The organism is Comamonas brasiliensis, from assembly GCF_018292285.1.
In the GTDB taxonomy this organism is placed as follows: Bacteria; Pseudomonadota; Gammaproteobacteria; order Burkholderiales; family Burkholderiaceae_C; genus Comamonas; species Comamonas brasiliensis.
Genome location: NZ_JAANES010000003.1, coordinates 456,694 through 482,981 on the forward strand (window position 1 = coordinate 456,694; position 26,288 = coordinate 482,981).

The 26,288-nt window shown below is 62.1% G+C and carries 22 protein-coding genes; 6 read left to right on the forward strand and 16 right to left on the reverse strand.

The window, feature by feature from the left end; genetic code table 11:
* Positions 1-4 precede the first annotated feature (4 nt).
* The 12 genes from nudB to DJFAAGMI_RS14800 form a co-directional block, all read right to left on the reverse strand.
* Positions 5-508 carry a dihydroneopterin triphosphate diphosphatase gene (gene nudB, locus DJFAAGMI_RS14745; RefSeq protein ID WP_211457697.1) on the reverse strand — a complete coding sequence of 168 codons (504 nt, stop codon included), beginning with the start codon at positions 506-508 and terminating at the stop codon, positions 5-7.
* A 244-nt stretch (positions 509-752) separates the two neighbouring features.
* Complete coding sequence (gene aspS, locus DJFAAGMI_RS14750) at positions 753-2,558, reverse strand: aspartate--tRNA ligase (protein WP_039049630.1); 1,806 nt, start codon at positions 2,556-2,558, stop codon at positions 753-755.
* Positions 2,559-2,576: 18 nt separating this feature from the next.
* Positions 2,577-3,221, reverse strand: a complete 645-nt coding sequence (locus DJFAAGMI_RS14755) for a DUF502 domain-containing protein (protein ID WP_003058473.1) — start codon at positions 3,219-3,221, stop codon at positions 2,577-2,579.
* 14 nt (positions 3,222-3,235) lie between these two features.
* Positions 3,236-3,508: an FmdB family zinc ribbon protein gene (locus tag DJFAAGMI_RS14760; RefSeq protein WP_003058474.1), complete on the reverse strand. Its 273-nt coding sequence runs from the start codon at positions 3,506-3,508 to the stop codon at positions 3,236-3,238.
* A gap of 101 nt (positions 3,509-3,609) precedes the next feature.
* A complete protein-coding gene (locus tag DJFAAGMI_RS14765) occupies positions 3,610-5,061 on the reverse strand; it encodes a high affinity choline transporter 1 (protein WP_211457698.1) in 1,452 nt (483 codons plus the stop codon).
* Positions 5,062-5,096: 35 nt separating this feature from the next.
* Positions 5,097-6,665 (reverse strand): ubiquinone biosynthesis regulatory protein kinase UbiB, encoded by a 1,569-nt coding sequence (gene ubiB / locus DJFAAGMI_RS14770; protein WP_211457699.1) that lies wholly within the window; start codon positions 6,663-6,665, stop codon positions 5,097-5,099.
* Positions 6,662-7,273: a ubiquinone biosynthesis accessory factor UbiJ gene (locus tag DJFAAGMI_RS14775; protein ID WP_003058478.1), complete on the reverse strand. Its 612-nt coding sequence runs from the start codon at positions 7,271-7,273 to the stop codon at positions 6,662-6,664. The genes ubiB and DJFAAGMI_RS14775 overlap by 4 nt, the downstream gene beginning before the upstream one ends.
* A gap of 147 nt (positions 7,274-7,420) precedes the next feature.
* On the reverse strand, positions 7,421-8,419 hold the full coding sequence (locus tag DJFAAGMI_RS14780; RefSeq protein ID WP_211457700.1) for a Tim44 domain-containing protein: 999 nt from the start codon (positions 8,417-8,419) through the stop codon (positions 7,421-7,423).
* Positions 8,420-8,470: 51 nt separating this feature from the next.
* Positions 8,471-9,202 (reverse strand): bifunctional demethylmenaquinone methyltransferase/2-methoxy-6-polyprenyl-1,4-benzoquinol methylase UbiE, encoded by a 732-nt coding sequence (gene ubiE / locus DJFAAGMI_RS14785; RefSeq protein WP_043003481.1) that lies wholly within the window; start codon positions 9,200-9,202, stop codon positions 8,471-8,473.
* A gap of 243 nt (positions 9,203-9,445) precedes the next feature.
* Positions 9,446-9,865, reverse strand: a complete 420-nt coding sequence (locus DJFAAGMI_RS14790; RefSeq protein ID WP_211457701.1) for a gamma-butyrobetaine hydroxylase family protein — start codon at positions 9,863-9,865, stop codon at positions 9,446-9,448.
* A 73-nt stretch (positions 9,866-9,938) separates the two neighbouring features.
* Positions 9,939-10,376 carry an HIT family protein gene (locus DJFAAGMI_RS14795; protein ID WP_211457702.1) on the reverse strand — a complete coding sequence of 146 codons (438 nt, stop codon included), beginning with the start codon at positions 10,374-10,376 and terminating at the stop codon, positions 9,939-9,941.
* 139 nt (positions 10,377-10,515) lie between these two features.
* Entirely contained in the window at positions 10,516-14,433 is a 3,918-nt protein-coding gene (locus DJFAAGMI_RS14800; protein WP_211457703.1) for a DUF3683 domain-containing protein, read from the reverse strand.
* Between the two features lie 495 nt (positions 14,434-14,928).
* Between DJFAAGMI_RS14800 and ugpB the strand changes: the two genes are divergently transcribed.
* The 5 genes from ugpB (at position 14,929) to ugpQ (ending at position 20,041) form a co-directional block, all read left to right on the forward strand.
* Positions 14,929-16,242: a sn-glycerol-3-phosphate ABC transporter substrate-binding protein UgpB gene (gene ugpB, locus DJFAAGMI_RS14805; RefSeq protein WP_003058490.1), complete on the forward strand. Its 1,314-nt coding sequence runs from the start codon at positions 14,929-14,931 to the stop codon at positions 16,240-16,242.
* A 117-nt stretch (positions 16,243-16,359) separates the two neighbouring features.
* A complete protein-coding gene (gene ugpA / locus DJFAAGMI_RS14810) occupies positions 16,360-17,241 on the forward strand; it encodes a sn-glycerol-3-phosphate ABC transporter permease UgpA (protein ID WP_043003485.1) in 882 nt (293 codons plus the stop codon).
* 2 nt (positions 17,242-17,243) lie between these two features.
* On the forward strand, positions 17,244-18,095 hold the full coding sequence (ugpE, locus tag DJFAAGMI_RS14815) for a sn-glycerol-3-phosphate ABC transporter permease UgpE (protein WP_003058493.1): 852 nt from the start codon (positions 17,244-17,246) through the stop codon (positions 18,093-18,095).
* 65 nt (positions 18,096-18,160) lie between these two features.
* Positions 18,161-19,168, forward strand: a complete 1,008-nt coding sequence (locus DJFAAGMI_RS14820) for a sn-glycerol-3-phosphate import ATP-binding protein UgpC (protein ID WP_167006237.1) — start codon at positions 18,161-18,163, stop codon at positions 19,166-19,168.
* Between the two features lie 96 nt (positions 19,169-19,264).
* Positions 19,265-20,041: a glycerophosphodiester phosphodiesterase gene (ugpQ, locus tag DJFAAGMI_RS14825; RefSeq protein ID WP_211457704.1), complete on the forward strand. Its 777-nt coding sequence runs from the start codon at positions 19,265-19,267 to the stop codon at positions 20,039-20,041.
* Positions 20,042-20,344: 303 nt separating this feature from the next.
* Here the strand turns inward: ugpQ and DJFAAGMI_RS14830 are convergent, their stop codons facing one another.
* The 4 genes from DJFAAGMI_RS14830 to DJFAAGMI_RS14845 all read right to left on the reverse strand — a co-directional run bounded on the left by DJFAAGMI_RS14830 (position 20,345) and on the right by DJFAAGMI_RS14845 (position 25,223).
* Positions 20,345-21,328 (reverse strand): Bug family tripartite tricarboxylate transporter substrate binding protein, encoded by a 984-nt coding sequence (locus DJFAAGMI_RS14830; protein WP_230629883.1) that lies wholly within the window; start codon positions 21,326-21,328, stop codon positions 20,345-20,347.
* Positions 21,329-21,509: 181 nt separating this feature from the next.
* Positions 21,510-23,138, reverse strand: coding sequence for an SEL1-like repeat protein (locus DJFAAGMI_RS14835; protein WP_211457705.1), 1,629 nt, complete (start codon positions 23,136-23,138; stop codon positions 21,510-21,512).
* Positions 23,139-23,328: 190 nt separating this feature from the next.
* Positions 23,329-24,222, reverse strand: a complete 894-nt coding sequence (locus DJFAAGMI_RS14840) for an N-formylglutamate amidohydrolase (RefSeq protein WP_211457706.1) — start codon at positions 24,220-24,222, stop codon at positions 23,329-23,331.
* 11 nt (positions 24,223-24,233) lie between these two features.
* Positions 24,234-25,223, reverse strand: a complete 990-nt coding sequence (locus tag DJFAAGMI_RS14845; protein WP_211457707.1) for a tripartite tricarboxylate transporter substrate binding protein BugE — start codon at positions 25,221-25,223, stop codon at positions 24,234-24,236.
* Between the two features lie 146 nt (positions 25,224-25,369).
* Here DJFAAGMI_RS14845 and DJFAAGMI_RS14850 point away from each other — a divergent pair, with 146 nt between their 5' ends.
* Entirely contained in the window at positions 25,370-26,275 is a 906-nt protein-coding gene (locus DJFAAGMI_RS14850; protein ID WP_211457708.1) for a LysR substrate-binding domain-containing protein, read from the forward strand.
* The last annotated feature ends 13 nt before the right edge of the window (positions 26,276-26,288 follow it).

Consider the following 26,288-nt stretch of genomic DNA (forward strand, 5'->3'; position numbering starts at 1 on the left):
GGTTTCAAGGCTGCTGCCTGCACCGGCGTTCGGCCAGCGCCGGCTCGAAGCGCGGCAACAGCAAAATAGCTTCTGCGTTGGAAGAAGAAAAGCAGCGCTGGGCTGCCTCACGCCAATCATGCCAATCATGTGCGGTGTGCTCCCTGGGATTCAAGTGCACGCTCATGCGCTGCGGCACACGAAGGCCGAAGACACGCTCCTGGTTATAGCTGACGCCCGGCGCGTAACGATGCAGCCACTGTGGATAGATGGCGTAGACGTTCTCGAGTTCCCAGTCGGTCAGGCAACAGTCCGGCGCCAGCGCGTCGATGCCGGTTTCCTCCTGCACCTCGCGCACGGCGGTTTCATGCCAGTCCTCGTCCAGGCTGTCCTTGCTGCCCGTGACGGATTGCCAGAAAGGCTCGCCCTCGGGCGCCGCAATGCTGCGGCGCAGCAGCAACACCTGCCCGTCTTCACGGTAGATCACGACCAGCACGGACTGCGGAATCTTGTAGGGCCTGACTTCCATCGCAGCATATTAGCGCGGCCAGGATGACAGCAGGCTGAGTCGCCCTGCTGCTTGATAGCCATCAATACTCATAGCTGCAACCGCTTTTCATTCATTGAATTCAGATTGAAAACCATCTGAATTTCAAGATTCAAAGGCGCAAGCAGCTCCTGATTTCAAAGCCACAAAAAAGCGCCAGCCGCTTTCGCGAACTGGCGCCCGGCGGTGAACAGCGACCAGGCGCTGTTCACGGGGAGCTTGGCAATCAAGCCTCGGTGGTGACCACCATGGGGTTGCGCAGCTTGATGTGCAGCTCGCGCAGCTGCTTCTCGTCCACGGGCGAGGGAGCCTGGGTCAGCAGATCCTGGGCGCGCTGTGTCTTGGGGAAGGCAATCACGTCGCGGATGGAGTCGGAGCCGGTCATCAGCGTGATCAGACGATCCAGGCCGAAGGCCAGGCCGCCGTGGGGAGGCGCACCGTACTGCAGCGCGTCCAGCAGATAGCCGAACTTGGCGCGCTGCTGCTCGGGCGTGATGTTCAGGGCTTCGAACACCTTGGCCTGCACGTCGGCGCGGTGGATACGCACCGAGCCGCCGCCCAGTTCCCAGCCGTTCAAGACCATGTCGTAGGCCTTGGCAATGCACTTGCCGGGATCGGTGTCCATCAGGTCTTCGTGACCGTCCTTGGGCGAGGTGAAGGGGTGGTGCACGGCCACCCAGCGGCCGGATTCCTCGTCATGCTCGAACATGGGGAAGTCCACCACCCACAGCGGCGCCCACTTGTCTTCGAACAGGCCGCTCTTCTTGCCGAATTCGCTGTGGCCGACCTTCAGGCGCAGGGCGCCGATGGAGTCGTTGACGATCTTTTCCTTGTCTGCACCGAAGAACAGCAGGTCGCCATCCTGGGCGCCGGTGCGCTTGAGGATTTCGGTCAGGGCAGCATCATGCAGGTTCTTGACGATGGGCGACTGCAGGCCTTCGCGGCCCTTGGCCACTTCGTTGACCTTGATCCAGGCCAGGCCCTTGGCACCGTAGATCTTGACGAACTCGGTGTAGCCGTCGATCTCGCCACGCGAGATGGCAGCGCCGCCGGGCACGCGCAGGGCCACGACACGGCCGCCCTTGGTGGTGGCGGGGGTGGAGAAGACCTTGAAGTCCACGTCGCCCATGATGTCGGTCAGCTCGGTGAACTCGAGCTTGACGCGCAGGTCGGGCTTGTCCGAACCGAAGCGGAAGGCCGCGTCCTGGTAGGTCATGATGGGGAACTCGCCCAGATCCACGTTCAGCTGGGTCTGGAACACTTCCTTGATCATGCGCTGGAAGATGGCACGGATTTCCTCTTCGTTCAGGAAGGAGGTTTCGCAGTCGATCTGCGTGAATTCGGGCTGACGGTCAGCGCGCAGGTCTTCGTCGCGGAAGCACTTGGTGATCTGGTAGTAGCGGTCGAAACCCGAGACCATTAGCATCTGCTTGTACAGCTGGGGCGACTGGGGCAGCGCGAAGAATTCGCCGTCATGCACGCGCGAGGGCACGAGATAGTCGCGGGCGCCTTCGGGCGTGGACTTGCCCAGCATGGGAGTCTCGATGTCGATGAAGCCTTCCTTGTCGAGGAAGTTGCGCACCTGGATGGCGGTCTTGTAGCGCAGCATCATGTTGCGCTGCATCACGGGACGGCGCAGATCCATCACGCGGTTGGTCAGACGCACGGTTTCCGACAGATTGTCGTCGTCCAGCTGGAAAGGAGGTGTGACGGAGGCGTTGAGCACATTCAGCTCATGGCACAGCACTTCGATCTGGCCGCTCTTGAGCTTGTCGTTGGTAGTACCGGCGGGACGCGCACGCACCACACCCTTGACCTGCACGCAGAACTCGTTGCGCACGTCTTCGGCCACCTTGAACATCTCGGCGCGGTCGGGATCGCAGACCACTTGCACATAGCCTTCGCGGTCGCGCAGGTCGATGAAGATCACGCCACCATGGTCACGGCGGCGATTCACCCAGCCGCACAAGGTCACGGTTTCGCCCATTTGGGCTTCGGTCACCAGACCGCAGTATTGAGAACGCATTGCCATGAAAATTCTTCCTGCACCTTAGGGGTGCGACAAGGTTGTTTGTTTGGATTCTTCGATCAGTGCGAGGTCTGGCGGAGCCACCACGCCCATCGAAACAATGTATTTGAGCGCCGCATCCACACTCATTTCCAGCTCGATGCATTCGCTCTTGCGCACCAGCACGAAATAACCCCCTGTGGGGTTGGGCGTGGTGGGCACAAAGACGCTCACATATTCGTCGCGCAACAGGGCAGCCACCTCACCGCTGGGCTGGCCTGTGACGAAAGCCACGGTCCATACGCCCTCGCGCGGCCACTGCACCAGCACTGCCGTGCGAAAAGCGTTGCCGCTGTCGGAGAACACGGTGTCCGAGACCTGCTTGACGCTGGAATAGATGGAGCGCACCACGGGAATGCGGCGCACCAGCGCATCACCCCAACCCACCAGCTTGCGGCCGATGAAATTGCTGGCAATGCCGCCCACGAGCAGCAGAATCAGCAAGGTCAGAATAACGCCAAAGCCCGGAATATGCATGCCCAGCAATCTGTCGGGCTGCCAGGCCTCGGGAAGAATGGCCAGCGTCTGATCCAGCGTTCCGATGATCCAGTTGAGCACGCCCAGCGTGATCACCAGGGGAACGATGACCAGCAAACCGGCAATCAGCCACTTGCGCAATGCAGACATAGTGTGGGTAAGCCTCAGGAATTGGCGGGGGCAGGAGCTGCAGCTGCTGCAGGTGCAGCGGCACTGTCACTGGATGAAGAGGTGCTTGCAGCCGGCTTGCTGCCGCTGTTCTTGAAGTCCGTGGCATACCAGCCAGAACCCTTGAGCTGAAAGCCCGGAGCGGTGAGCTGCTTGGAAAAGGCCTCGGCCCCGCAAGCTGGGCACACGGTCAGCGGCGCGTCCGAGATTTTCTGCAGCACATCCTTGGCGTGGCCGCAGGAACCACACTTGTATGCATAGATAGGCATAGCGCTAAAAACGGGGGAAGTGCAAAAACCCTCAATTATAGGCGCCGCCCCTGGTTTTGCTGCGCTGCGCAAGCAAGCCCCGGCGGCGCCGGTTTGCGCCCTCAAGCCTTGATCTCGGCAAAGGACTCTATTTCACGGTGATGGTTGCTGATCCACTGGGGCAGCAGCGAGCCTGCCACCATGCCGACGACCGCAGCCAAAAGACCAGCCAGTTGCTGTGGAAAAGCCTGGTTGAGCGCGGGCGTGACCATGAAGATCAGCCACACACCGATGCCCAGCGCCACGGCGCTGATGGCGCCCTGGGTGGTGGCGCGCTTCCAGTACAGGCCGAACACCAGCGGCACGAAGGCCCCCACCAGCGGCACCTGATAAGCGCTGGCGACCAGCTCATAGATGGGCGTGCCTTCCATGACGATCGAATAGGCCAGCACACAGGCCGCGAACACCAGCACGCTGATGCGCATGGTCCTGAGATTGTCCTTGTCCGAGGTGTAGGGCCGGAACTGACGCCAGATGTTCTCGGTGAAGGTCACGCTGGGGGCCAGCAAGGTGGCGGAGGCGCAGGACTTGATGGCCGAGAGCAGCGCACCGAAGAACAGCACCTGCATGGCAAACGGCATCTTGTCCATCACCAGGGTGGGCAGCACCTTCTGCGGATCATCGGCCAGCAGGGCCGTGGCTTCGGTGGGCATGATGATGAGCGCACTGGCCACCAGAAACATGGGCACGAAGGCAAAAATCACATAGCAGGCACCGCCGATGATGGTGCCGCGCACGGCCGACTTCTCGGTGTCTGCCGACATCACGCGCTGAAAGATGTCCTGCTGTGGAATCGAGCCCAGCATCATGGTCACGGCAGCGCCGATGAAGAAAACGATTTCGTGCAGCGAAGGCTCGGGCAGAAACTTGAAGAGATCGCGGCTGGTGGCCAGATCGACCACCTTGCCCGCACCGCCCGCCATGTCACCGGCAAAAAATGCCAGGATCAGCAGGCCGGCGACCAGAATGATCATCTGCACGAAATCTGTCACGGCCACCGACCACATGCCGCCGAACAGGGTGTAGACCAGCACGGAGAGCACGCCGATCGTCATGCCCATGGGAATGCTGACGACACCGCCCGAGAGCAGGTTGAAGACCAGACCCAGCGCCGTGACCTGGGCCGAGACCCAGCCCAGATAGCTGAGCATGATGATCAGCGAGCAGACCACCTCGATAGCCCGGCCATAGCGCGAGCGGTAGTAGTCGCTGATGGTCAGCAGATTCATGCGGTAGAGCTTGGCCGCAAAGAACACGCCCACCAGGATCAGGCACATGCCCGCGCCAAATGGATCTTCCACCAGCGCATGCAGTCCGCCTTCGATGAACTTGGCAGGCACGCCCAGCACCAGCTCGGACCCGAACCAGGTCGCAAAGGTGGTGGTGATGATCATGTAGAGCGGCAGATGACGGCCGGCAATGGCGAAATCCGCCGTGTTCTTCACGCGTCTGGCGGCCCACAGACCAATGCCGATGGTCACTAACAGGTAGACGATCACCAATGAGAGCAGCACGCTGGCACTCCTCGAACTCTAAAGAAGGGGAAAGCTCAGAAGCGGATGCGCAGCAGAACCTGCAGCACCACCAGACCGATGACGAAACCAATACCGCCGCAGAGGATAGCCTGCAGCAGACGGTTGGTCGTTTTCTGCTGCTGCAGCAGTTCCTTGAGCAGGGTCTCGCTGTCATTGCCGGAGCCATGCCTGGACAGATACTGGTGCAGCACCCGTGGAATGTCGGGCAGGATCTTGGCGTAGCGCGGGGCCTGAGCCTGCAGCTCATGCCACAGACGCTGCGGCCCCATCTGATCCAGCATCCATTTCTCGAGGAACGGCTTGGCCGTGCTCCAGAGGTCGAGGTTGGGGTCGAGCTGGCGCCCCAGGCCTTCGATATTGAGCAAGGTCTTTTGCAGCAGCACCAGTTGGGGCTGGATCTCGACCTGGAAACGGCGCGAGGTCTGGAACAGGCGCATCAGCACCATGCCCAGCGAGATTTCAGCGAGAGGCCGGTCGAAATAAGGCTCGCAGACGGCGCGGATGGCCGCCTCCAGCTCCTCAACGCGTGTCGTGGCCGGCACCCAGCCGCTTTCCACGTGCAGGGCGGCAACGCGCTTGTAGTCGCGGCGGAAGAAGGCCAGGAAGTTCTGCGCCAGATATTCCTTGTCGAACTCGGTCAGCGTGCCGACGATGCCGAAGTCCAGCGAGATGTAGCGTCCGAAGGTATCGGGCTCCAGGCTGACCATGATGTTGCCCGGGTGCATGTCGGCATGGAAGAAACCGTCACGGAACACCTGGGTAAAGAAGATGGTCACGCCGTCGCGCGCCAGCTTGGGGATGTCCACGCCGGCCTCGCGCAGGCGCTCGACCTGGCTGATGGGTACGCCCTTCATGCGCTCCATCACCATCACGTCGGTATGGCAGTAATCCCAGTGGATCTCGGGGATCAGCACCAGATCCAGCCCCTCCATATTGCGGCGCAGCTGCGCGGCATTGGAGGCTTCGCGGATCAGATCCAGCTCGTCGTGCAGATAGTTGTCGAACTCGGCAACCACTTCCTTGGGCTTGAGACGCTTGCCGTCGTGGGAGAGCTTTTCCAGCCAGCTCGCCATCATGTGCATCAGCGCCAGATCCTTGTCGATCACGGACTTCATGCCCGGGCGCAGCACCTTGACGGCGACGTCGTGCTCGATGCCGTCCTTGTCGCGGATCCGGGCAAAGTGCACCTGGGCAATCGATGCGCTGGCCACGGGCTCGCGCTCGAAGCTGATGAAGATCTGCTCCAGCGGCTTGCGAAAGGAACGCTCGATAGTGTCCACCGCGATCTGGGAATCGAACGGTGGCACGCGATCCTGCAGCTTGGCCAGTTCCTCGGCCACATCGGGCGGCATCAGGTCGCTGCGTGTGGATAGCACCTGACCGAACTTCACGAAGATCGGGCCCAGCTCTTCCAGCGCTTCGCGCAGGCGTACGCCACGTGGCTTGTCCAGCTTGCGGCCGAAGGTCAGCACGCCACGCAGGCTACGCAGTCGCGGATGCGGGATCCCGGAGAGCACCAGCTCGTCGAGCCCATAACGAAACACCACCCAGAGGATGGCCCAGCCTCGCAGAAAACGGCTCATGGCTGTGTGTAATCGGCGCCTGGCATGGCTGCCACGGGGGCCGTGCTGGCAGGATGAGCCGCATCGGCAGCAGAGGCGGACTTGCCGCCCATGCGTGCGCCGACGAACTGACGCAGCCCCTGAGCAGCGGTACGAGCCACCTTGGCGATGGTGTGGGCCGGCACGTCACCGATCAGGCGGGCCAGGTCTTCCTCCACATCCCACTTGACGTTATCCACCAGCCAGTTGATTTCGGCGGCAAACTGCACGTCGCCTTCGATGCGAATGCTGGGCTTGTCGCCACGCAAGGCCGTCTGGGCCAGCGACAGTGGAGAGGTTTCCGTGACTTCCAGCATCAGATCGGGCGCCGCCTCCGCAGGAGCCAGATCGAACAGGCCGGCAGGGGTGACCAGCAATGCGACCGAGTACTGGCGCCATTGCACGCGCGCAATACGGCCTTTCTGGCGCACGAGGCGATCCCTGGCCTCTTTTTCCTGCATCAGCACATGGTTGAGGAAAAGCACCAGACGCTGATGCATTTCACTCACCAGCCATTCGGGAGCTTGGGGGCCGGCCATCACGCGTTCGACGAGACCGCCCAGAAAAGAAAAAGGGGACTGTGTTGCCATAGTCCCCGATTATTCATGAAATTGATTCCCCCCTGTGGCGCTTTGCGCCTTCGCCCTGAGGGGACGGCGGCTTCGCTGCGAGGCGAAGGGCCGGCCAGGCTCTCGCTGGGTGTCCCGGGTCGGGACATGCCAGTTCGAGCCATGGCTTTATTGCAGCGCCTGCACGCCTGCCACCAGCCAGCCGCTGGTGCCGCTCTTGGGCTTGGTCATGTTCCAGACTTCGCGGAAGGGGCTGGGGCCTGCCGAGGCCTCTTCGCGGATCATGCCGGAGAACTCGACGCTGGCCATGTAGCCATTGCCCAGGTCCTCGATGCCCAGCAACTGCGCATCGATCATCAGCACATCGGTGTGGTTGGGTTCACCGGCACGCTGGCTCTCGCGTTCGGACAGCTGGCTGCGGATTTCCGAGAGCATCTCGTCGGTCATCATCGAGCGCAGGGTTGTGATGTCGGACTTGTCCCAGGCCGATTGCAGCGTCACGAAGTTACGCTTGGCTGCAGTGAGAAAGCCTTCGGCATCGAAGTCTGCGGGCACGCCCCAGTTCTGCGAACCCGACAATGCAGAGCCGATCATGGAGCCACCGGCTGCTGCTGCGGCTTCGGGAATATGGTTCTGTTCCCAGGGACGAGCCGACGCATCGTTGCCCACTTTTTCAGGGTTGTACTGGCGAGCCTGGGGAGCGTTGGCATCACCGCCCAGATTGCCTGCGCCCTGAAAGGCGAAGGGGCTGTGATTGCTCTGCATGGCAGGCGCGGGCTTGCGACGGCGCATGATCATGCCGACCACCACCATGATCACCATGGCCAGCAGACCGAACATCAGCATATTGGCAAAGGCTTCGCCCATGCCCAGCGAGTTGGCCAGCCAGGCCAGGCCCAGGCCTGCGGCCAGGCCGCCCAACATGGCGCCCCAGGGCTTCTTGGGTGCAGCGGCCGGAGTTGCGGGCGGAGCCGCGCGGTTTTGCTGCGCCGCGTTCTGCTGCCCAGCCTGCTGGGGATTCTGAGCGGGAGCACGAGAAGCTTCACGCTGAGTGACGTTGCCCGACTGTTTGCCGAGCGATGAGCCGCCGCCCATGCGCTTGGCGTCGGCCTGACCATGTGCCACCACCAGCATTGCCACCAAGGCGATTGACCAAAGTTTCTTCATCTCATCTCCCTTCTTCTAGAAAGTCGCTACAAATCTGCGCACCAGGCGCACTTAACACTTGATTCCCACATGCAAGGCACAGACGCCTCCCGTCATGTTGTGATAGTCCACATGACCAAAGCCGCATTGCTGCATCAAGGCCTTGAGCTCCTTCTGCCCCGGATGCATGCGAATGGATTCGGCCAGATAGCGATAGCTTTCGGCATCGCCGGCAATCATCTTGCCCATGGCCGGCAAAACCTTGAACGAATACCAGTCATAGGCCTTCTCCAGAGGCTTGGCCACCTTGGAGAATTCCAGCACCAGCAGCTTGCCGCCAGGACGCAGCACGCGGTTCATTTCCTTGAGCGCGGCATCCTTGTGCGTCATATTGCGCAGGCCGAAGGCCACGCTGACCAGATCGAAATAGTTGTCGGGAAAGGGCAGCTTTTCCGCATCGCAGACCAGCGTGGGCAGGATCACGCCCTTATCGGTCAGACGGTCGCGCCCCACACGCAGCATGGCTTCGTTGATGTCGGTGTGCACCACCTGACCGCTGGCCCCGACCTTCTTGGAAAAAGCCAGGGACAGATCCCCTGTGCCGCCCGCGATGTCCAGCGCCTTGTCGCCTTCCTTGAGGTTGGCCACCATCAGCGCGTAAGCCTTCCAGGCACGGTGCAGACCGCCCGACATCACGTCGTTCATGACGTCGTACTTGGAAGCCACGGAGTCGAACACACCGCGTACGCGCGATGCCTTCTCGCTTTCATCAACAGTCTGGAATCCGAAGTGTGTGGAGCTCATAACAAAGAATGCTAAGCAGGCAGTGCTTGCGCGTACAGCGACAACCCCGTATAGCTACAGGCTTTGAAGCACTATGGTTTTTGGAAAGAATTCGCCTTGAGCGCTTATTTCACATGCGCTGCCAGCTATTGGAAATATAGCACCAGCCTCAATAACCCTGTGCTGCACGCATGGGCGCTGTGGCGTGTGTGGGACGTTGCTGCCGGCTTTTTGGCCGACATGCAAGCCCCAGGGAGTCAAAGCTCAATGCACGCTGCAGCCATGGCCGCCGGCACCTTTCTCGGGCATGGGCGTGTCGCGCTCCAGTCCGGCCTCCTGCAGACGCTGCAGATATTGCTGCCACAGAGCATCCTGCTGGCTACCCAGCTGGTAGAGGTATTCCCAGGTGTAGAGGCCGCTTTCGTGCCCGTCGCTGAAGAAGGGCTTGATGGCGTAGTTACCCACCGGCTCGACGGTGTTGATGCCCACATTGCGCTTACCGGTCTGCAGCACTTCCTGGCCAGGGCCATGACCTTGCACCTCGGCCGAGGGCGAGTACACGCGCAGCAGCTCGAACGGAATGCGGAAAGTCTTGCCGTCCGAATAAGAGACCTCCAGCACGCGCGATGCACCATGCACGGTCAGCGACTGAGGGGTGGGAGTGTTGGCTTGCAGTCCTGCCATGGTTTTCTCCTAATCAATGCATAAAAGGGCAGCCTGGAGCTGCCCTTTGAATCTCCCGATGGAGACGAAAACATCACGCAGCCCAGAGGGTCAGTGCCTTTTGCAGCATCTCGTCCACCTGCGGCAGCTGGCGGGCAATCGCAGCTTCTCGGGCTTCATCGCGCTCGCGCTGGGCTCCAGCCCAGACCGAAGCGGGAAAGTGGCTATCCCATTCATAGCGCGCAATCACATGCCAGTGCAGATGCGCCACCATATTACCGAGCGCCGCCAGATTGATCTTGGTCGGAGCCAGCTGCTCGCGCAGCACGCGCTCCACCAGGGCCACCGCATCCATGCAGACAATGCGATCCACCGCGCTCAGATCCGAGAACTCGGCCGCATGATCATTCCAGACCACGCGATAAAAGGCCGGAAAGCCCTGCTCGGCGGCCCGGATCACACGCAGCTTGTCGCCGCGCCAGACCAGCGTACCGCCGTCGGCAGTGCACAGAGGACAATTTTCAACCAACATCTGAAATCTCCATTGGAATGCTTCTTGCCCACATCACTGCGATGTAACCCCAGCGCAGGCCGGAGACACCGAGGAAGGGCCTATGCGGCCCTGCCGCCCCGCGCCAAGGGTGGTAAGGCGCGAAGCGACTCAGGGGACATCACACCAGCACGCGTTCAATACCGCCCTGGTTGGCGCGATTCACATACTCGGCCATCCAGTTCTCGCCCAAAATGTCCTTCGCCATCTCGACCACGATGTAGTCGGCTTCGAGCAGACCGTTGTTCAGGTCGTTGCCGTAGCGGCTCAGGCCCTGCAGGCAGCTGGGGCAGCTGGTCAGGATCTTGACGTTGTCCTGGGCGCCGAGCTGACCGTTGTCGCGCAGCGCGGCCTCGCCCTTGCGGATCTCTTCGGTCTTGCGGAAGCGGATCTGCGTGGAGATGTCGGGACGCGTCACCCCCAGCGTGCCGGACTCGCCGCAGCAGCGCTCGCTCTTGAGCACGTTGTCGCCCATCAAGGCCTTGACGGTCTTCATCGGGTCCTGCTGCTTCATGGGCGTGTGGCAGGGGTCGTGGTACAGGTACGAGCCCTTGTTCTGCAACGTAATGCCTTTTTCGAGCAGATATTCGTGGATGTCGATGATGCGGCAGCCGGGGAAGATCTTGTCGAACTGGTAGCCCTGCAGCTGGTCATAGCAGGTACCACAGCTCACCACCACGGTCTTGATGTCCAGATAGTTGAGCGTGGTCGCCACACGGTGGAAGAGCACACGGTTGTCCGTGATCATCTTCTCGGCTTTGTCGAACTGGCCCGAGCCGCGCTGGGGATAGCCGCAGCACAGATAGCCGGGCGGCAGCACGGTCTGCACGCCGGCATGCCAGAGCATGGCCTGCGTGGCCAGACCCACCTGGCTGAACAGGCGCTCGGAGCCGCAACCTGGGAAGTAGAACACCGCCTCGGTGTCCGACTTGGTGGCCTGCGGGTCGCGGATGATGGGCACGTAATCCTTGTCCTCGATGTCCAGCAAGGCGCGCGCCGTCTTGGTCGGCAGACCGCCGGGCAGCTTCTTGTTGATGAAGTGGATCACCTGCTCCTTGATGGGAGCCGTGCCCACCGATGCGGGCGGGTGCGCGGTCTGCTTCTTGGCAACCGCTCCCAGCACGTCGGCCGCCAGGCGCTGGGCCTTGAAGCCCACGCCCACCATGGCCGTGCGCATGAACTTGATGGTGTCGGGGTTTGTGGCATTGAGCATGGCCATAGCCAGCTTGTTGCCGGGGCGGAAGCTCTTCTTGTCCATCTTGCGCAGCAGATTGCGCATATTCATGGTCACGTCGCCGAAGTCGATCTTGACCGGGCAGGGGTTGAAGCACTTGTGGCAGACCGTGCAGTGGTCGGCCACGTCCTCGAATTCCTGCCAGTGCTTGATGGACACGCCACGGCGTGTCTGCTCTTCGTAGAGGAAGGCCTCCACCAGCAGCGAGGTGGCCAGAATCTTGTTGCGTGGCGAGTACAGCAGATTGGCGCGCGGCACATGGGTGGCGCACACGGGCTTGCACTTGCCGCAGCGCAGGCAGTCCTTGACGGAATTGGCGATGGCGCCGATGTCCGACTGCTGCATGATGATGGATTCGTAACCCATCAGACCAAAGCTGGGCGTATAGGCATTGGTCAGGTCGGCAAACATCAGCGACTCGCGCGGCGAGCGGCCGTCGTGACTCTGGTGCGCCAGGGCATCCCACTCTTCGTTGCGGATCAGCTTGCCCTTGTTGAAGCGGCCTTCGGGGTCCACACGCTTCTTGTAATCGGCAAACGGCGCCAGCTCGGCATCCGAGAGGAATTCCAGCTTGGTGATGCCGATGCCGTGCTCGCCCGAGATCACGCCGTCCAGACTGCGCGCCAGCTCCATGATGCGGGCCACGGCTTCGTGCGCGGTCTGCAGCATTTCATAGTCATCGGAGTTGACGGGAATATTGGTGTGCACATTGCCGTCGCCGGCGTGCATGTGCAGCGCCACCCAGACACGGCCCTTGAGCACCTTCTGGTGAATCTCGTTGACGGACTCGCGCAGCGGCTGGAAGGCAGCGCCCGCGAAAATCTTGGACAGCGGCTCCTTGAGCTGGGTCTTCCAGCTCGCACGCAGGCGGTGATCCTGCAGCTCGGGGAACAGCGTGGCCACACCGTCCAGCCAGCCTTGCCAGAGCTCGCGCACCTCGGCCACCAGCGCCAGAGCCTGCTGCACGCGGTCTTCCAGCAGCTCGGCACTGGGAATGTCGCCGGCATCGTCGCTCTTGCCCAGGGGCAGGTCGGAATGCTTGAAAAAGCCGCTCAGCTCGTCGCAGAGCTTGAGCTTGTTGCGCAGCGACAGCTCGATATTGATGCGCTCGATGCCATCGGTGTACTCGGCCATGCGCGGCAGAGGAATCACCACGTCTTCATTGATCTTGAAGGCGTTGGTATGGCGCGAGATCGCTGCCGTGCGCTTGCGGTCCAGCCAGAACTTCTTGCGCGCCTCGGCGCTGACGGCGGTAAAGCCTTCGCCGTTGCGCGAATTGGCGATGCGCACCACCTCGGCCGCCACGCGGGCCACTTCGTCGGCGTCGTCACCGGCGATATCGCCCAGCAGCACCATCTTGGGCAGACGACCGTTGCCCTTCTTGCTCTTGGTCGCGTAGCCCACGGCCTTGAGGTAGCGGTCATCCAGGTGTTCGAGACCAGCCAGCAGCACGCCCGAGCGCTTTTGCTCGGCGAACATGTAGTCCTTGATCTCGACGATGGAGGGCACGGCATCCTTGGCATTGCCGAAGAACTCCATGCACACGGTACGCGTGTGCGCCGGCATGCGGTGCACCACCCAGCGTGCGCTGGTGATCAGGCCGTCCGTGCCTTCCTTCTGAATGCCGGGCAGACCCGAGAGGAATTTGTCGGTCACGTCCTTGCCCAGGCCTTCCTTGCGGAAGGTGTGGCCGGGAATGTCCAGGCGCTCGGTGCGCACAGGGGTCTTGCCGTCCGCCTCGAAGTACTTCAGCTCGAAGCAGGCCATCTCGGCGTCGTGAATCTTGCCGAGGTTGTGGTCCAGGCGCGTGACTTCCAGCCACTGCGCATCCGGGGTGACCATGCGCCAGGACACCAGATTGTCCAGGGCCGTGCCCCAGAGCACCGCCTTTTTGCCGCCCGCGTTCATGGCGATATTGCCGCCGATGCAGGATGCCTCGATGGAGGTCGGGTCCACGGCAAACACAAAGCCGCCGCGCTCGGCCGCATCGGCCACGCGCTGGGTCACCACACCGGCTTCGGAGTAGATGGTGGGAACTTCGTGGTCCACGCCGGGAATCATGCGCATCTCGACTTCGGTCAGCGCCTCCAGCTTTTCGGTGTTGATGACCACCGAACGCCATGTCAAAGGAATGGCACCACCCGTATAGCCGGTACCGCCTCCGCGCGGAATGATCGTCAGGCCCAGTTCGATACAGCCCTTGACCAGGCCGGCCATCTCGGCTTCGGTATCGGGCGTCAGCACCACAAACGGGTACTCGACGCGCCAGTCGGTCGCGTCGGTCACATGGGCCACGCGCGACAGGCCGTCAAACTTGATGTTGTCCTTGGCGGTATAGCGGCGCAGTGTCTTCTGCGCGCGACGGCGCAGCTGCTCGGCTTCGACAAACGTGGCATTGAATTCATGCACTGCGCGATGGGCAGCCTCCACCAGCTGACCCACCAGCTGATCGCGCACGGCATCCTCGTTGGGCTCGCGGCGCTTGTCGATCTCGGCCAGACGATGCTCCAGCGCCTCGACCAGTGACTTGCGGCGGTCGGGGTTGTGGATCAGATCGTCCTGAAGATAGGGATTGCGCTGCACAACCCAGATATCCCCCAGCACTTCGTAGAGCATGCGGGCGGATCGGCCGGTGCGGCGTTCCTGACGCAGCTGATTGAGCACATCCCACATGGATGAGCCCAGCAGACGAATCACGATCTCACGGTCAGAGAACGATGTGTAGTTATAGGGAATCTCGCGCAGTCGTGCGGGTTCGGCAGCCTGGGCCTGGAGGGCGGCAGCCAACGCAATCGGTACATTCATGGGGTAGACCGTATCGGGCGCCCTCTGTGTGGCGCCCCTAAGCCAGTGGGATGGCGATTTTAAGCGACGGCGGCTCAGCCATGCTTTGCTATGGGTTCTGAGTGGTCAGCCCTGCTATCGCCAAAGCAGCAGCAAGCCCCGGGCAGCTTCGCTGCATGACACAACACCGCGCGGCACTGCGAATTCGTTCACGGCACGCGCCTCCCAATCATCGATGAATCTTCCATAGGCTATTTAGACAAAAATCATACATTTCCGAATCAAAAACAACTCAATACGAAAGACTACCAACAACAAACGAAATGCCGTTGACCTAGAATGGCGCAGCTTCGCGCACCATCAATTGTCACCAGATCGTCATGCAACGGCTTTTGACTGCGGGTTCTGCCCATGGTGAAGCGCACAAGCCCATGCAAACAATGACATCCATATGTCATACGAATGACTTAATGTGCATCACCGCATATTTCGTCAACGAAAGTTAGAGGAGCCTTCATGCAATTCAAGCAACTGGCCATGGCCGCCGCCGTCGCCGCAACTGCCTTCTCGGCACAAGCCACCACCGAAATCCAATGGTGGCACTCGATGACTGCCGTGAACAACGAGTGGGTCAATGACCTGGCCAAGCAGTTCAACGAGAGCCAGAAGGACTTCAAGATCGTCCCCACCTACAAGGGTGCCTACGACGAGTCCATGACAGCCGCGATTGCAGCCTTCCGCTCGGGCAATGCACCGGACATCCTGCAGGTGTTCGAAGTGGGCACTGCCACCATGATGGCTTCCAAGGGCGCGACCGTGCCCGTGGGCAAGGTGATGCAGGACGCCGGTGTCGCTTTCGACCCCAAGGCCTACATCCCCGCCGTGGCCGGTTACTACACCGCCCCCAACGGCCAGATGCTGAGCTTCCCCTTCAACAGCTCGACAACCATCTTCTATTACAACAAGGACGCCTTCAAGAAGGCCGGCCTGAACCCCGACAAGGCCCCCACCACCTGGCCCGAAGTCTTTGCTGCCGCCAAGAAGCTCAAGGAAAGCGGCCACAGCTGCCCCATGACCCTGGCCTGGCAAGGCTGGACCCAGCTGGAATCCTTCTCCACCTGGCACAACGTTGAGTTCGCCACCGAGCAGAACGGCCTGAGCGCCAACGGCTACAAGGCACGCATGAAGGTGAACTCGCCTCTGCACGTCAAGCACATCGACAATCTGGCCGCAGCTGCCAAGGCTGGCGAATTTGTCTACAAGGGCCGCGGCTCCATTCCCCAGGCTTCGTTCACCGCCGGTGAATGCGCCATGATCCAGACTTCGTCCGGCTTCTACGGCGATGTGGCCAAGAACGCCAAGTTCGCCTACGGCCTGGCTGCCCTGCCCTACTACCCCGATGTCAAGGGCGCTCCCCAGAACACCGTGATCGGTGGCGCTTCGCTGTGGGTGATGTCCGGCAAGAATGCCGAGCACTACAAGGGCGTGGCCAAGTTCTTCGAATTCCTGTCGCAGACCAAGGTGCAGGCCGCTTCGCACCAGCGCACCGGCTACCTGCCCGTGACCATGGCCGCCTATGACCTGACCGACAAGTCCGGCTTCTACGCCAAGAACCCCGGCACCGACACCGCTGTGACGCAGATGATCCGCAAGGTGACCAACAACTCGCGCGGTATCCGTCTGGGCAACTATGTGCAGATCCGTACCATCGAGGACGAAGAACTCGAACAGGTGTGGGCTGGCAAGAAGACCGGCAAGCAGGCTCTGGACGCTATCGTGACCCGTGGCGACGAGCTGCTGGCCCGTTTCGAGCGTTCCTACAAGAAGTAATCCTGAGGGTGCCGCAGGGCACCCCCAGGCCCGCTGTGCCTTCACCCAAGGCACAGCCCTTTGAATGCCACGTTGACTGAACCCAGGCTCCGGTGGTTTTTTTATTTGTGACTCCTCATGGAAAAACGCGTTCTTTTCCGATCCAGGTGGCTGCCCTGGGTGCTTATCGCACCCCAGCTCCTCATCATCGGCATCTTCTTTTTCTGGCCCGCTGGTCAGGCGGTACTCCAGTCATTCCAGATGGAAGACGCGTTCGGCATGAGCACCGAATGGGTGGGCCTGGACAACTTCCGCCAGTTGTTCGCCGACCCCACCTATCTGGACTCCTTCTACCGCACCGCGCTGTTCTCGGTGCTGGTGGCGGGCGTAGGCATTGCCACATCGCTGGCCCTGGCCATTTTTGCGGACCGCATCGTGCGCTTCGCCATGGTCTACAAGACCCTACTGATCATTCCCTATGCCGTGGCACCCGTGATTGCCGGCGTGCTGTGGATTTTCATGTTCTCGCCGTCCATCGGCGTGGTGGCTTATTTCCTGGGCAAGCTCGGCTATGACTGGAACCACCTGATGAACGAGAACCAGGCCATGGCACTGATTGTTCTGGCCGCCGTGTGGAAGCAGATTTCCTACAACTTCCTGTTCTTCCTCGCCGGACTGCAGTCCATCCCCAAGGCCCTGATCGAAGCGGCCTCGATTGATGGTGCCGGCCCCTGGCGCCGCTTCTGGAACATCCAGCTGCCGCTGCTCTCGCCCACCACCTTCTTCCTGCTGGTGATCAATATCGTTTACGCCTTCTTCGACACCTTCGGCATCATCGATGCGGCCACCCACGGTGGTCCCGGCCAGTCCACGTCGATCCTGGTCTATAAGGTGTATCTGGACGGCTTCAAGGCGCTGGACCTGGGCGGCTCGGCTGCGCAGTCCGTGATCCTGATGCTGATTGTTGTTGTGCTGACTGTGATCCAGTTCCGCTATGTTGAAAAGAAAGTGCAGTACTGATCATGGTTGACCGCAACCCCTGGCTCAATTTCTTCTCGCACCTGGTGCTTGTCGTCGGCGTGGCCATCGTGGCCTTCCCGCTGTATCTGGCACTGGTGGCCTCCACCCACACGGCCAGCGAGATCGTGCAGGCGCCCATGCCTCTGCTGCCCGGCACCCACCTGTGGGAAAACTACAAGGAAGCACTGCTGGGCTCCGGCAAGCTGGGCTCCAACACCAGCGTCGTCCACATGATGTGGGTGAGCTTTGTCGTGGCCATGATCATCACCGTGGGCAAGATCGCCATCTCGCTGCTGTCGGCCTTCGCCATCGTGTACTTCCGCTTCCCGTTCAAGATGATCTGCTTCTGGGCGATTTTCCTGACCCTGATGCTGCCCGTGGAAGTGCGCATTCTGCCCACCTACAAGGTCGTGGCCGAACTGGGCCTGCTGAACAGCTACGCCGGTCTGTCGCTGCCCCTGATTGCCTCGGCAACCGCCACCTTCCTGTTCCGCCAGTTCTTCCTGACGGTGCCCGATGAGCTGGTGGAAGCCGCCCGCATCGACGGCGCCGGCGCCATGCGCTTTTTCAAGGACATCCTGGTGCCCTTGTCCAAGACCTCGATTGCTGCGCTGTTCGTGATCCAGTTCATCTACGGCTGGAACCAGTACCTCTGGCCCCTGCTGATGACCACCTCGGAAGACATGTATCCCGTGGTCGTGGGCATCAAGCGGATGGTCGCTGGCGGTGGCGAAGCCGCCATCGACTGGAACATCGTGATGGCGACCGCCATCCTGGCCATGCTGCCACCCACACTGGTGGTCATGCTGATGCAAAAGTGGTTTGTCAAAGGCCTGGTGGATACCGAGAAGTAATGCTCTCGACCACTACCTCCACCACCTTCTTTTGACCCATTGAACGAATACCTGGAATACCTCCCATGGCATCCATCTCCCTGAAGAACATCGTCAAGCGCTATGGCACGGGCAAGTCCGCCGTGCCCGTCATTCACGGCATCAACGTCGAGATCAACGACGGCGAATTCATCGTGCTGGTCGGCCCCTCGGGCTGCGGCAAGTCCACCCTGCTGCGCATGATCGCCGGCCTGGAAGAAATCACCGATGGCGACCTGCTGATCGGCTCCAACAAGGTCAACGACCTGGAGCCCGCCAAGCGCAATATCGCCATGGTGTTCCAGAACTATGCGCTCTACCCCCACATGAGCAACTACGAGAACATGGCCTATGGCCTGAAGCTCGCCAAGGTGCCCGAAGACGAGATCAAGCGTCGTGTGGACAAGGCCGCCAAGATTCTGGAACTGAGCCATCTGCTGGATCGCAAGCCGCGCCAGCTGTCGGGCGGCCAGCGTCAGCGCGTGGCCATGGGCCGCGCCATCGTGCGTCAGCCCCAGGTGTTCCTGTTTGACGAACCCCTGTCCAATCTGGACGCCAAGCTGCGCGGCCAGACCCGTCTGGAAATCCAGAAGCTGCATGCCGAGCTGGGCATCACCAGCCTGTTCGTGACCCACGACCAGGTCGAGGCCATGACCCTGGCCCAACGCATGGTCGTGATGAACGGCGGCAATGTGGAGCAGTTCGGCACACCCGAAGAGGTCTACCACACACCGGCCTCCACCTTTGTGGCGGGCTTCATCGGCTCCCCTCCCATGAACCTGCTCAAGCACTCGCCCAATGGCAAGCCCGGCCTGATCCTGGGCATCCGCCCCGAGCACATCGACCTGGTGGAAGCCGGTGGCGTGGAGTTCAAGGTACAGACCGTGGAATTGCTGGGCGCCGAACGCCTGCTGCACGGCAAGGTGGGCGATGAAGACGTCACCGTGCGCGTGGAAGAAGGCAAGCCCTATCCCAAGCCCGGCGAAACCGCCCGCATCTCGGCGCGCGAAGACCGCCTGCACTGGTTCAACGCCGAAACCGGCAAACGTGCCTGAGCCGGCACAGAGGTCGCACTAGACTGACGACTTTTCAGAGAGCACCCCAAGCCCCGCTTGCGGTGCTCTTGTCACGTAAAGGCTACGAAGAAAGTTATGACAACTGCATTGAAACCCTGGCCCTACCCACGTTGGGTCGCCCACCGCGGCGCCGGCAAGCTGGCACCGGAGAACACCATGAGCGCCTTCCGCCTGGGCGCGCAGCATGGCTACCGATTCTTTGAATGCGATGCCAAGCTCAGCCAGGACGGCGTGCTGTTTCTGATGCATGACGCCACGCTGGAGCGCACCACCAACGGCCACGGCATTGGCGGCGAACTCGGCATGGGCGAGATCGCCCAGCTCGACGCCGGCAGCTGGCACTCTCGCGCCTATGCGGGCGAGGCCCTGCCCACGCTGGAAGCCCTGGCGCGCTGGTGCCTGGCCAACCATCTGCATCTGAATGTGGAAATCAAGCCGACCCCGGGCCAGGAACTGGAAACCGGCCGTGCCTGCGGCGAGCTGATGAACCGCATCTGGCCGAAGACCGAGGTGCAGCCGCTGTTCACCTCGTTCAAGCCCGACTCGCTCAAGGGCGCCCGCGAGACCGCAGCCCATATTCCACGCGGACTGCTGGTGGACAAGCTGGCCGACGGCAACGGTGATGCCGACCTGAAGCTGGCCCTGGAGCTGGACTGCAGCGCCATGGTGCTCAACCACGCCCTGTGGACGCCCGAGCTGGTGGCCAAGGTGCATGGCGCAGGCCTGCGCTGCAGCAGCTACACCGTCAACGACCAATGGGCCGCACAACGCCTGATCGACCTGGGTACGGACGGCATCATCACCGACCGCGTGGATATGTTCAGCCCGGCACAGAGCGGCGAGCACCTCTAAAACATGAGCTGCTAACGAACGCTCACAAAGGATTTCAGCATCAATCAATGCTGAAATCCTTTCAAATCAGGCGCAAACAGCTTCTATATCAATAGCAAGACAAAAGCCCGGCCACTACAAAGTGACCGGGCTTTTTTGCGTTCACCACCTCCAATACTGGCACTGACAAATCAGGGCAGCCGCGCAAGGGCCTAGGCGGCCCCGCCGCCCCGCCGCGCTGGCTGCGTCCCCTGCCCGCAGTGTGCAGCACTGCGAGAGCGAGGGAAGGCGCAGGGCCGCCTAGGCACTGCGCCTCAGGGGGTGTCAATCCAGTTTGGTGCCCGAGGCCTTGACGGCTGCCGCCCAGCGCGGCGTCTCGCCGGCCAGGAACTTGCCGAAGGCTTCGGAGCCGAGGAAGGCCGGATCGGCGCCCTGCTCCACCATGCGGCTCTTCACGTCGGGCATGTTCATCACCTGCTGGAAGGCATTGCTGAGCTTGGCCGTCACCTCCTTGGGCAGACCGGCAGGCGCCAGGAAGCCATAGAAGCCCACCACCTCGAAGCCCTTGAGGCCGGACTCGATGGCGGTCGGCACTTCGGGCAGCGCGGGGTTGCGCTCCTTGCTGGTCACGGCCAGGGCGCGCACCTTGCCCTGCTTGTGATAGGCGGCCGCCTGAGGAATGCTCTCGGCCATGAACTGCACCTGGCCGCCGATCAGATCGGTGAACGCAGGCGCGCTGCCCTTGTAGGGAATGTGCACCAGATCCACGCCTGCAGCGCTCTTGAACATTTCGGGCACCAGATGGCTGATGCCGCCGTTGCCGGCCGAGCCGAAGTTGATCTTGCCGGGGTTGGCCTTGGCATAGGTCGTGAACTCGGTCAGCGTCTTGGCCGGCACCTTGTTGTTGACCAGCAGCGCCAGCGGCTGCATGGCGGTGCGGGCAATCGGCGTGAAGTCCTTGAGCGTGTTGTAGGGCAGCTTGCTGTAGAGCGCAGGGTTGATGACCATCACGCCGGTATTGGCCAGCATCAGCGTGTAGCCGTCCGCGGGCGAGCGCATCACGTCCTGCGCTCCCACCGAGCCGCCCGCTCCGGGCTTGTAATCCACCACCAGCGGCTGACCGAGCACGCCCTGCAGCTTGTCGGTCAGCAGACGAGCATGCTGGTCCAGCGGGCCGCCGGCAGGGAAGCCCAGCACGATGCGGATGGGCTTGGTCGGAAAGGCGTCCTGAGCCTGTGCGCCCGCGGACAAAAGCAGGCCTGCGCCAGCCATCAGGCCGGCCAGCATATTCATTGAAATCTTGTTCATTGTTGTCTCCTTGGTTTTAAAAATCGTCGGCAGCGCCAGGTACGGCCCAGGCAAACCCGGCTCGGCCAGCCTGCACCGGGCAGCGGCATTCGAGCCTTGCTCTGAACCATGACGGGAACCAGCCGGCATAAAAAAGCGCTTCTCGAGGGAAGCGCTTGCTTGCCAGAGTGCCAGGCGGCAATCAGCGCTTGGGCTGCCAGGCCAAGGCCTTGTTCTGCTGCTCGGCCACCTGGGCAATGGTGAGCTTGTTGGCCGTTTCGTCGCGGCGCTTGGCGGCGTCGCCACCCAGCTCCATGGCTGCCAGGTTGTACCAGAAGTAGGCCCTGGCATTGTCACGCGCCACACCCTGGCCCTGTGCATAGACCATGCCCAGGTTGTACTGGGCGGCGGCATCACCCTGTTCGGCCGCACGCTGATACCACTGCACGGCCTTGCCGTAGTCGCGCGCAGCGCCCTGACCTTCGGCGTACATCACGCCCAGGCGATTCTGCGCACCGGAATGACCTTGCTCGGCTGCCGCGGCATACCACTTCATCGCCTGAGCAGGGCTTGCGGCACCGCCCTGGCCATCGGCATACAGACGCGCCAGGTTGAACTGTGCCGAGGCATCGCCCTTGTCGGCCGCGCGGCGGAACCACTGCATGGCCGTCGCATAGTTCTGCGGCACGCCACGGCCTTCGGCGTACAAGGTGCCCACGTTGTTGATGGCGGCCGCATGGCCTTGCTCGGCCGCCTTCTGATACCACTGCAGGGCCGTGCCGTAGTTCTGGGGCGTGCCCAGACCTTCGGCATAGATGGTGCCCAGGTTGTACTGGGCATCGGCATGATTCTGGTCGGCCGCGCGCTGGAACCATTGCGCCGCATAGGCAGGGCTTTGCTCCACACCCAGACCGTAGAGATACAGACGACCCAGATGGTTCTGGCCGTCGGCATTCCATTGCTCGGCGCTCTTCTGGAACCAGGAAGCCGCCAGCTTGTAGTCGCGCGGGACGCCCACGCCATCCATATACATGCGACCCAGGCTGTTCTGGGCCCTGGCGTCGCCCTGCTCGGCAGCGCGCTGCAGCCACTGGGCAGCCTGCACGGGATCCAGCTTCACGCCCACACCGTCAGACAGCATGGAGCCCAGCTGGTTCTGCGCTTCCGCATGGCCTTGATCGGCCGCCTTCTTGAACCAGTCGGCGGCCGTCATGTAGTTCACGGCCACGCCATTGCCCTTGAGGTAGCGCTGGCCGAGCTCGAACTGGGCCGTCACATGGCCTTGCGCAGCGGATTTCTCCAGCCACTGGGCTGCGGTGCTGAAGCTCTGGGGCACGCCCAGACCTTCCTGATAGAGGTGGGACAGGTTGTACTGCGCCACGGCATTGTTCTGTTGCGCCGCGCGGCCGTACCACTGGGCAGCCTCGCGGTAGTTCTGCGGCAGGCCCTGGCCGTTGGCGTACAGCGCACCCAGACTGTTCTGGGCACCCGCATGTCCCTGGGCCGCGGCCTTGCGGAACCATTGCGCGGCCGTGGCGGCATTCTGGGGCACGCCCTGACCGTGCACATACATTTCGCCCAGCTGGTTCTGTGCCTTGGCATCGCCGCGCTCGGCCGCCTGCAGCGGACCGGCCGTGGAGGCCACACGCGAGCCTGCAATCGGCAGCGGGCCATATTGCAGACGACTGAATTCAAACTGGGGACCCGATGTGGCGGCTCTGGAATCGCGCAAAAAATTCATGCGACCTTCCGCACCGGTTTGCGCTGATGCGCTCTGGGCAAAGGCCGCCAGACTCGACATGACCAGCGCTGCGATGGGAGTGAACTTCATTCCGGTACGATTCCTAGACGCGTGTTGTTACATCAGACATACGATGACACCAACCTGCGAGCGTAACTGATTCTGATAGCAGCTTCGATAAGGAATCCCTCAATCGCGGCATCCTCGCCACAGTTTTTTGACATTTGGCCGTGACATGAAAAAAGCCCGGCAATGCCGGGCCTCGCAGGACGCAAAGGTTTCAGCCCCTGCTCATCTGCTGGCGCACATAGTCCGCCAGCACCTGCATGAGCTCGGCAAAATGCGCGCGCAGCGGCTCGAAGCCGGCATTCGGTTCACGCGTGTCCTCGTCCATATAGACGGGACGACGGATCTCGATCTGCATGGAGTGGCGATTGAGCTGCGGCTGGCCGATGCGCCCGATCAGTTCCACACCTTTGTAGGGCTCGTTATAGGCCACGCTGTAGCCAAAGCCCTTGAGCGTATCGCCCACCAGATGGATGAACTCGGGCGAGCAGGTCGTGCCGTCGCGGTCGCCCAGCACGAAGTCGGCCAGCGGCGGCGCATCGCTGCGTCCCAGTCGCTGGTACACATCGTTGGGCATGGAGTGCAGATTCAGATGCCACACGGCCCCGAAGCGGGACACGCTGTCGTCGATGGCCTGCGCCAGCGCCGCGTGATAGGGGCGCCAGTAGCGGGCGATACGGTGCTGGACCTCGGCCACGGTGCGCTTGCGCTCATACAGGGGAGTGGCCACGCCGGCTTTGCTGATGCGCTGCCAGATCAGGCCCAGCCCCTGCTGGGTCTTGATGCTGGGCGACAGTGGCACCGGCCATTCGCCCTCGATCTGCGCGGGGTCCAGATCGGACTCGTTGCGGTTCGGATCGACATAAGTGCGCGGGAAAGTCGCTTCCAGCAATGTGGCGCCGAACTCGGGCCAACGGTCCCAGAGCGCTGCCACATGCGTGTCCTCGCCGCGGCGCAGCAGGCTCATGGGCAAGACGGCGCCGAAATCCTCGGGATAGGCCGTGCCGCTGTGCGGCGAGTCGCAGACTATGGGCAGAACCTCGCCCCGGGCCGGGTGCACCAGCACCGGCTCGGCCGGTCTGGCTTGCAGAAAATCAGGCACAGACATTGAAGCCTTCATCAGTCCAGCTTGATATTGGCGCGCTTGGCCACGGCCGTGTAGCGCTCGATCGCAGTCTTGATCTGCTTGGCAAACTGCTCGGGCGTGTTGCCCATGGACTCGCCGGAGATGGACTTCTGCTTTTCCAGATAGTCGGACGAAGCCATGACCTTGTGGGCCGCAGCATTGAGCTTGTCGATGATGGGCTTGGGTGTGCCCGCAGGCGCCACCAGGCCAAACCAGCCGCCGTCACCCATCTGGGGGTAACCCAGCTCGGTATAGGTGGGCACATCGGGCAGCACATCGCTGCGCTTGAGGGCCAGCACGGCCAGGGGACGCAGCTGGCCGGCCTTGATATGCGGCAGGGTCGAAGGCAGGTTGTCCGTCATGGCATTGACCTGTCCGCCCAGTGCATCGGTAATGGCCTGGCCCGCACCCTTGTAAGGAATGTGCAGCAGCTGGATACCAGCCAGATTCATGAAGTTCTCGATATTGGCATGACCCAGCGAACCCGTGCCCGGCGAGGCAAAGGTGTACTTGTCGGGGTTGGCCTTGGCCAGCGCGATGAATTCCTTCATGGTCTTGGCAGGCACGCTGGCGTTCACGACGAACACGCTGGGCACGCTCATCACATTGGTGATGGGAGCAAAGTCCTTGATCGCGTCATAGGGCAGCTTACGGAAGATGGCCGGGTTGGAGCCATGGGTGGACACCGTGGCCATGCCGATGGTGTACCCGTCGGGAGCGGCCTTGGCGATTTCCGAAGCGCCGATGGAGCCGCCGGCTCCGCCACGGTTGTCCACCACCACGGCCTTGCCCAGTATCTGGCCCATCTTGTCGGCCAGCAGGCGCGCCACCATGTCGGTGGAGCCACCGGCACCAAAGGGCACGATCAGGCGGATGGGGCGATTGGGGTAGTCTGCTGCTGCATTCGCAGCGAACGCAGGGGACAGCGCAGCGGCTGCGGCGCAGGCGGCAATGGATGACAGAACGGTACGACGAATAGCCATGCGGCTTCTCCTTGACTGGTTATGAGTCGATCGAAGGGCGCAGGACCTGGCACTCCAACCTTTTTTTCATTCTGTGCCGCGGGCCGCGCCACGAAAAGCGACAAGACGGCACGCAAGTATTACCAGCCGTCATAATTCAAGCCGTCATGCGCATGCACTCCCCGTCCCTGTCCGAACTTCACGCCTTTGCCGCAGCCGCCCGCCTGGGCAGTTACTCGCTCGCCGCCCAGGAGCTGTATGTGACGCAGGGCGGCATCAGCCGGGCCATTGCCAGGCTTGAGGAGCATCTGGGCTTTGCCCTGTTCGAGCGCCTGGGCAGACGCAACGCGCTCACTGCGGCAGGACAGGACTATCTGCAGGCGATTGAGCCCGCCGTGATGGCGATCGAATCCGCATCGGCCGCCGCACGCAGGCGCCGCCATGGGCCCCAGCTGCGCCTGTCGGTCATTCCCACGCTGTTCAGCCACTGGCTGATTCCGCGTCTGCCCGACTTCAACCGCCGTCACCCTCAAATCATGCTCTCCTTCGCGCCCTACCGGCGTGACGATCCGCTCAATGCGCCGGAGATCGATGCCTGGATTCGCGTCGGCAGCCAGCAATGGCCGGCGGGCGTGGAAGCCGAGTATGTGATCGGCCGCGACCTCATCCCCATCTGCCACCCGCGTGAGCTGCAGGGGCCGAACCCCATCCGCAGCGAGCAGGATTTGCTGAACCGCCCGCTGCTGTTCCACACCAACTACCCGGGCAACTGGGCCAGCTGGATGCAGGCCCGGGACCTGAGCCAGCCTTGTCCCGCCCCGGTCGCGGACTTTGAGACCGTGGCCCTGCTGGTGCAGGCCGTGGCAGCCGGCATGGGTGTGGCCATGGTGCAGCGTTGCCTGGTGGAAGAGGATCTGGCATCGGGCCGCGTGGCTCTGGCGCTGGATGCGCCGGTGCATATCGAGCGCGGCTACTTTCTGTGCCAGCAAGGCAACCGGCCTCCCACGGAGGCCCTAAGGCAGTTTCGCAGCTGGATACTGGAGCAGGCCGAACCCCGGGCCGTCAGTGACTGAGGCGAGGCCGGAC

What these genes read in the sequence shown, in the direction of transcription:
- DJFAAGMI_RS14820 (WP_167006237.1), top strand. Translation starts at nt 18,161, where the DNA reads ATGGCATCCATCTCCCTGAAGAACATCGTCAAGCGCTATGGCACGGGC.
- DJFAAGMI_RS14790 (WP_211457701.1), bottom strand. Translation starts at nt 9,865, where the DNA reads ATGGCAGGACTGCAAGCCAACACTCCCACCCCTCAGTCGCTGACCGTG.
- DJFAAGMI_RS14795 (WP_211457702.1), bottom strand. Translation starts at nt 10,376, where the DNA reads ATGTTGGTTGAAAATTGTCCTCTGTGCACTGCCGACGGCGGTACGCTG.
- ubiB (WP_211457699.1), bottom strand. Translation starts at nt 6,665, where the DNA reads ATGAGCCGTTTTCTGCGAGGCTGGGCCATCCTCTGGGTGGTGTTTCGT.
- DJFAAGMI_RS14835 (WP_211457705.1), bottom strand. Translation starts at nt 23,138, where the DNA reads ATGAAGTTCACTCCCATCGCAGCGCTGGTCATGTCGAGTCTGGCGGCC.
- DJFAAGMI_RS14755 (WP_003058473.1), bottom strand. Translation starts at nt 3,221, where the DNA reads ATGTCTGCATTGCGCAAGTGGCTGATTGCCGGTTTGCTGGTCATCGTT.
- ugpQ (WP_211457704.1), top strand. Translation starts at nt 19,265, where the DNA reads ATGACAACTGCATTGAAACCCTGGCCCTACCCACGTTGGGTCGCCCAC.
- ugpE (WP_003058493.1), top strand. Translation starts at nt 17,244, where the DNA reads ATGGTTGACCGCAACCCCTGGCTCAATTTCTTCTCGCACCTGGTGCTT.
- DJFAAGMI_RS14780 (WP_211457700.1), bottom strand. Translation starts at nt 8,419, where the DNA reads ATGAAGAAACTTTGGTCAATCGCCTTGGTGGCAATGCTGGTGGTGGCA.
- aspS (WP_039049630.1), bottom strand. Translation starts at nt 2,558, where the DNA reads ATGGCAATGCGTTCTCAATACTGCGGTCTGGTGACCGAAGCCCAAATG.
- DJFAAGMI_RS14845 (WP_211457707.1), bottom strand. Translation starts at nt 25,223, where the DNA reads ATGGCTATTCGTCGTACCGTTCTGTCATCCATTGCCGCCTGCGCCGCA.
- ugpB (WP_003058490.1), top strand. Translation starts at nt 14,929, where the DNA reads ATGCAATTCAAGCAACTGGCCATGGCCGCCGCCGTCGCCGCAACTGCC.
- DJFAAGMI_RS14775 (WP_003058478.1), bottom strand. Translation starts at nt 7,273, where the DNA reads ATGGCAACACAGTCCCCTTTTTCTTTTCTGGGCGGTCTCGTCGAACGC.
- ubiE (WP_043003481.1), bottom strand. Translation starts at nt 9,202, where the DNA reads ATGAGCTCCACACACTTCGGATTCCAGACTGTTGATGAAAGCGAGAAG.
- nudB (WP_211457697.1), bottom strand. Translation starts at nt 508, where the DNA reads ATGGAAGTCAGGCCCTACAAGATTCCGCAGTCCGTGCTGGTCGTGATC.
- ugpA (WP_043003485.1), top strand. Translation starts at nt 16,360, where the DNA reads ATGGAAAAACGCGTTCTTTTCCGATCCAGGTGGCTGCCCTGGGTGCTT.
- DJFAAGMI_RS14840 (WP_211457706.1), bottom strand. Translation starts at nt 24,222, where the DNA reads ATGTCTGTGCCTGATTTTCTGCAAGCCAGACCGGCCGAGCCGGTGCTG.
- DJFAAGMI_RS14760 (WP_003058474.1), bottom strand. Translation starts at nt 3,508, where the DNA reads ATGCCTATCTATGCATACAAGTGTGGTTCCTGCGGCCACGCCAAGGAT.
- DJFAAGMI_RS14800 (WP_211457703.1), bottom strand. Translation starts at nt 14,433, where the DNA reads ATGAATGTACCGATTGCGTTGGCTGCCGCCCTCCAGGCCCAGGCTGCC.
- DJFAAGMI_RS14850 (WP_211457708.1), top strand. Translation starts at nt 25,370, where the DNA reads ATGCGCATGCACTCCCCGTCCCTGTCCGAACTTCACGCCTTTGCCGCA.
- DJFAAGMI_RS14830 (WP_230629883.1), bottom strand. Translation starts at nt 21,328, where the DNA reads ATGAACAAGATTTCAATGAATATGCTGGCCGGCCTGATGGCTGGCGCA.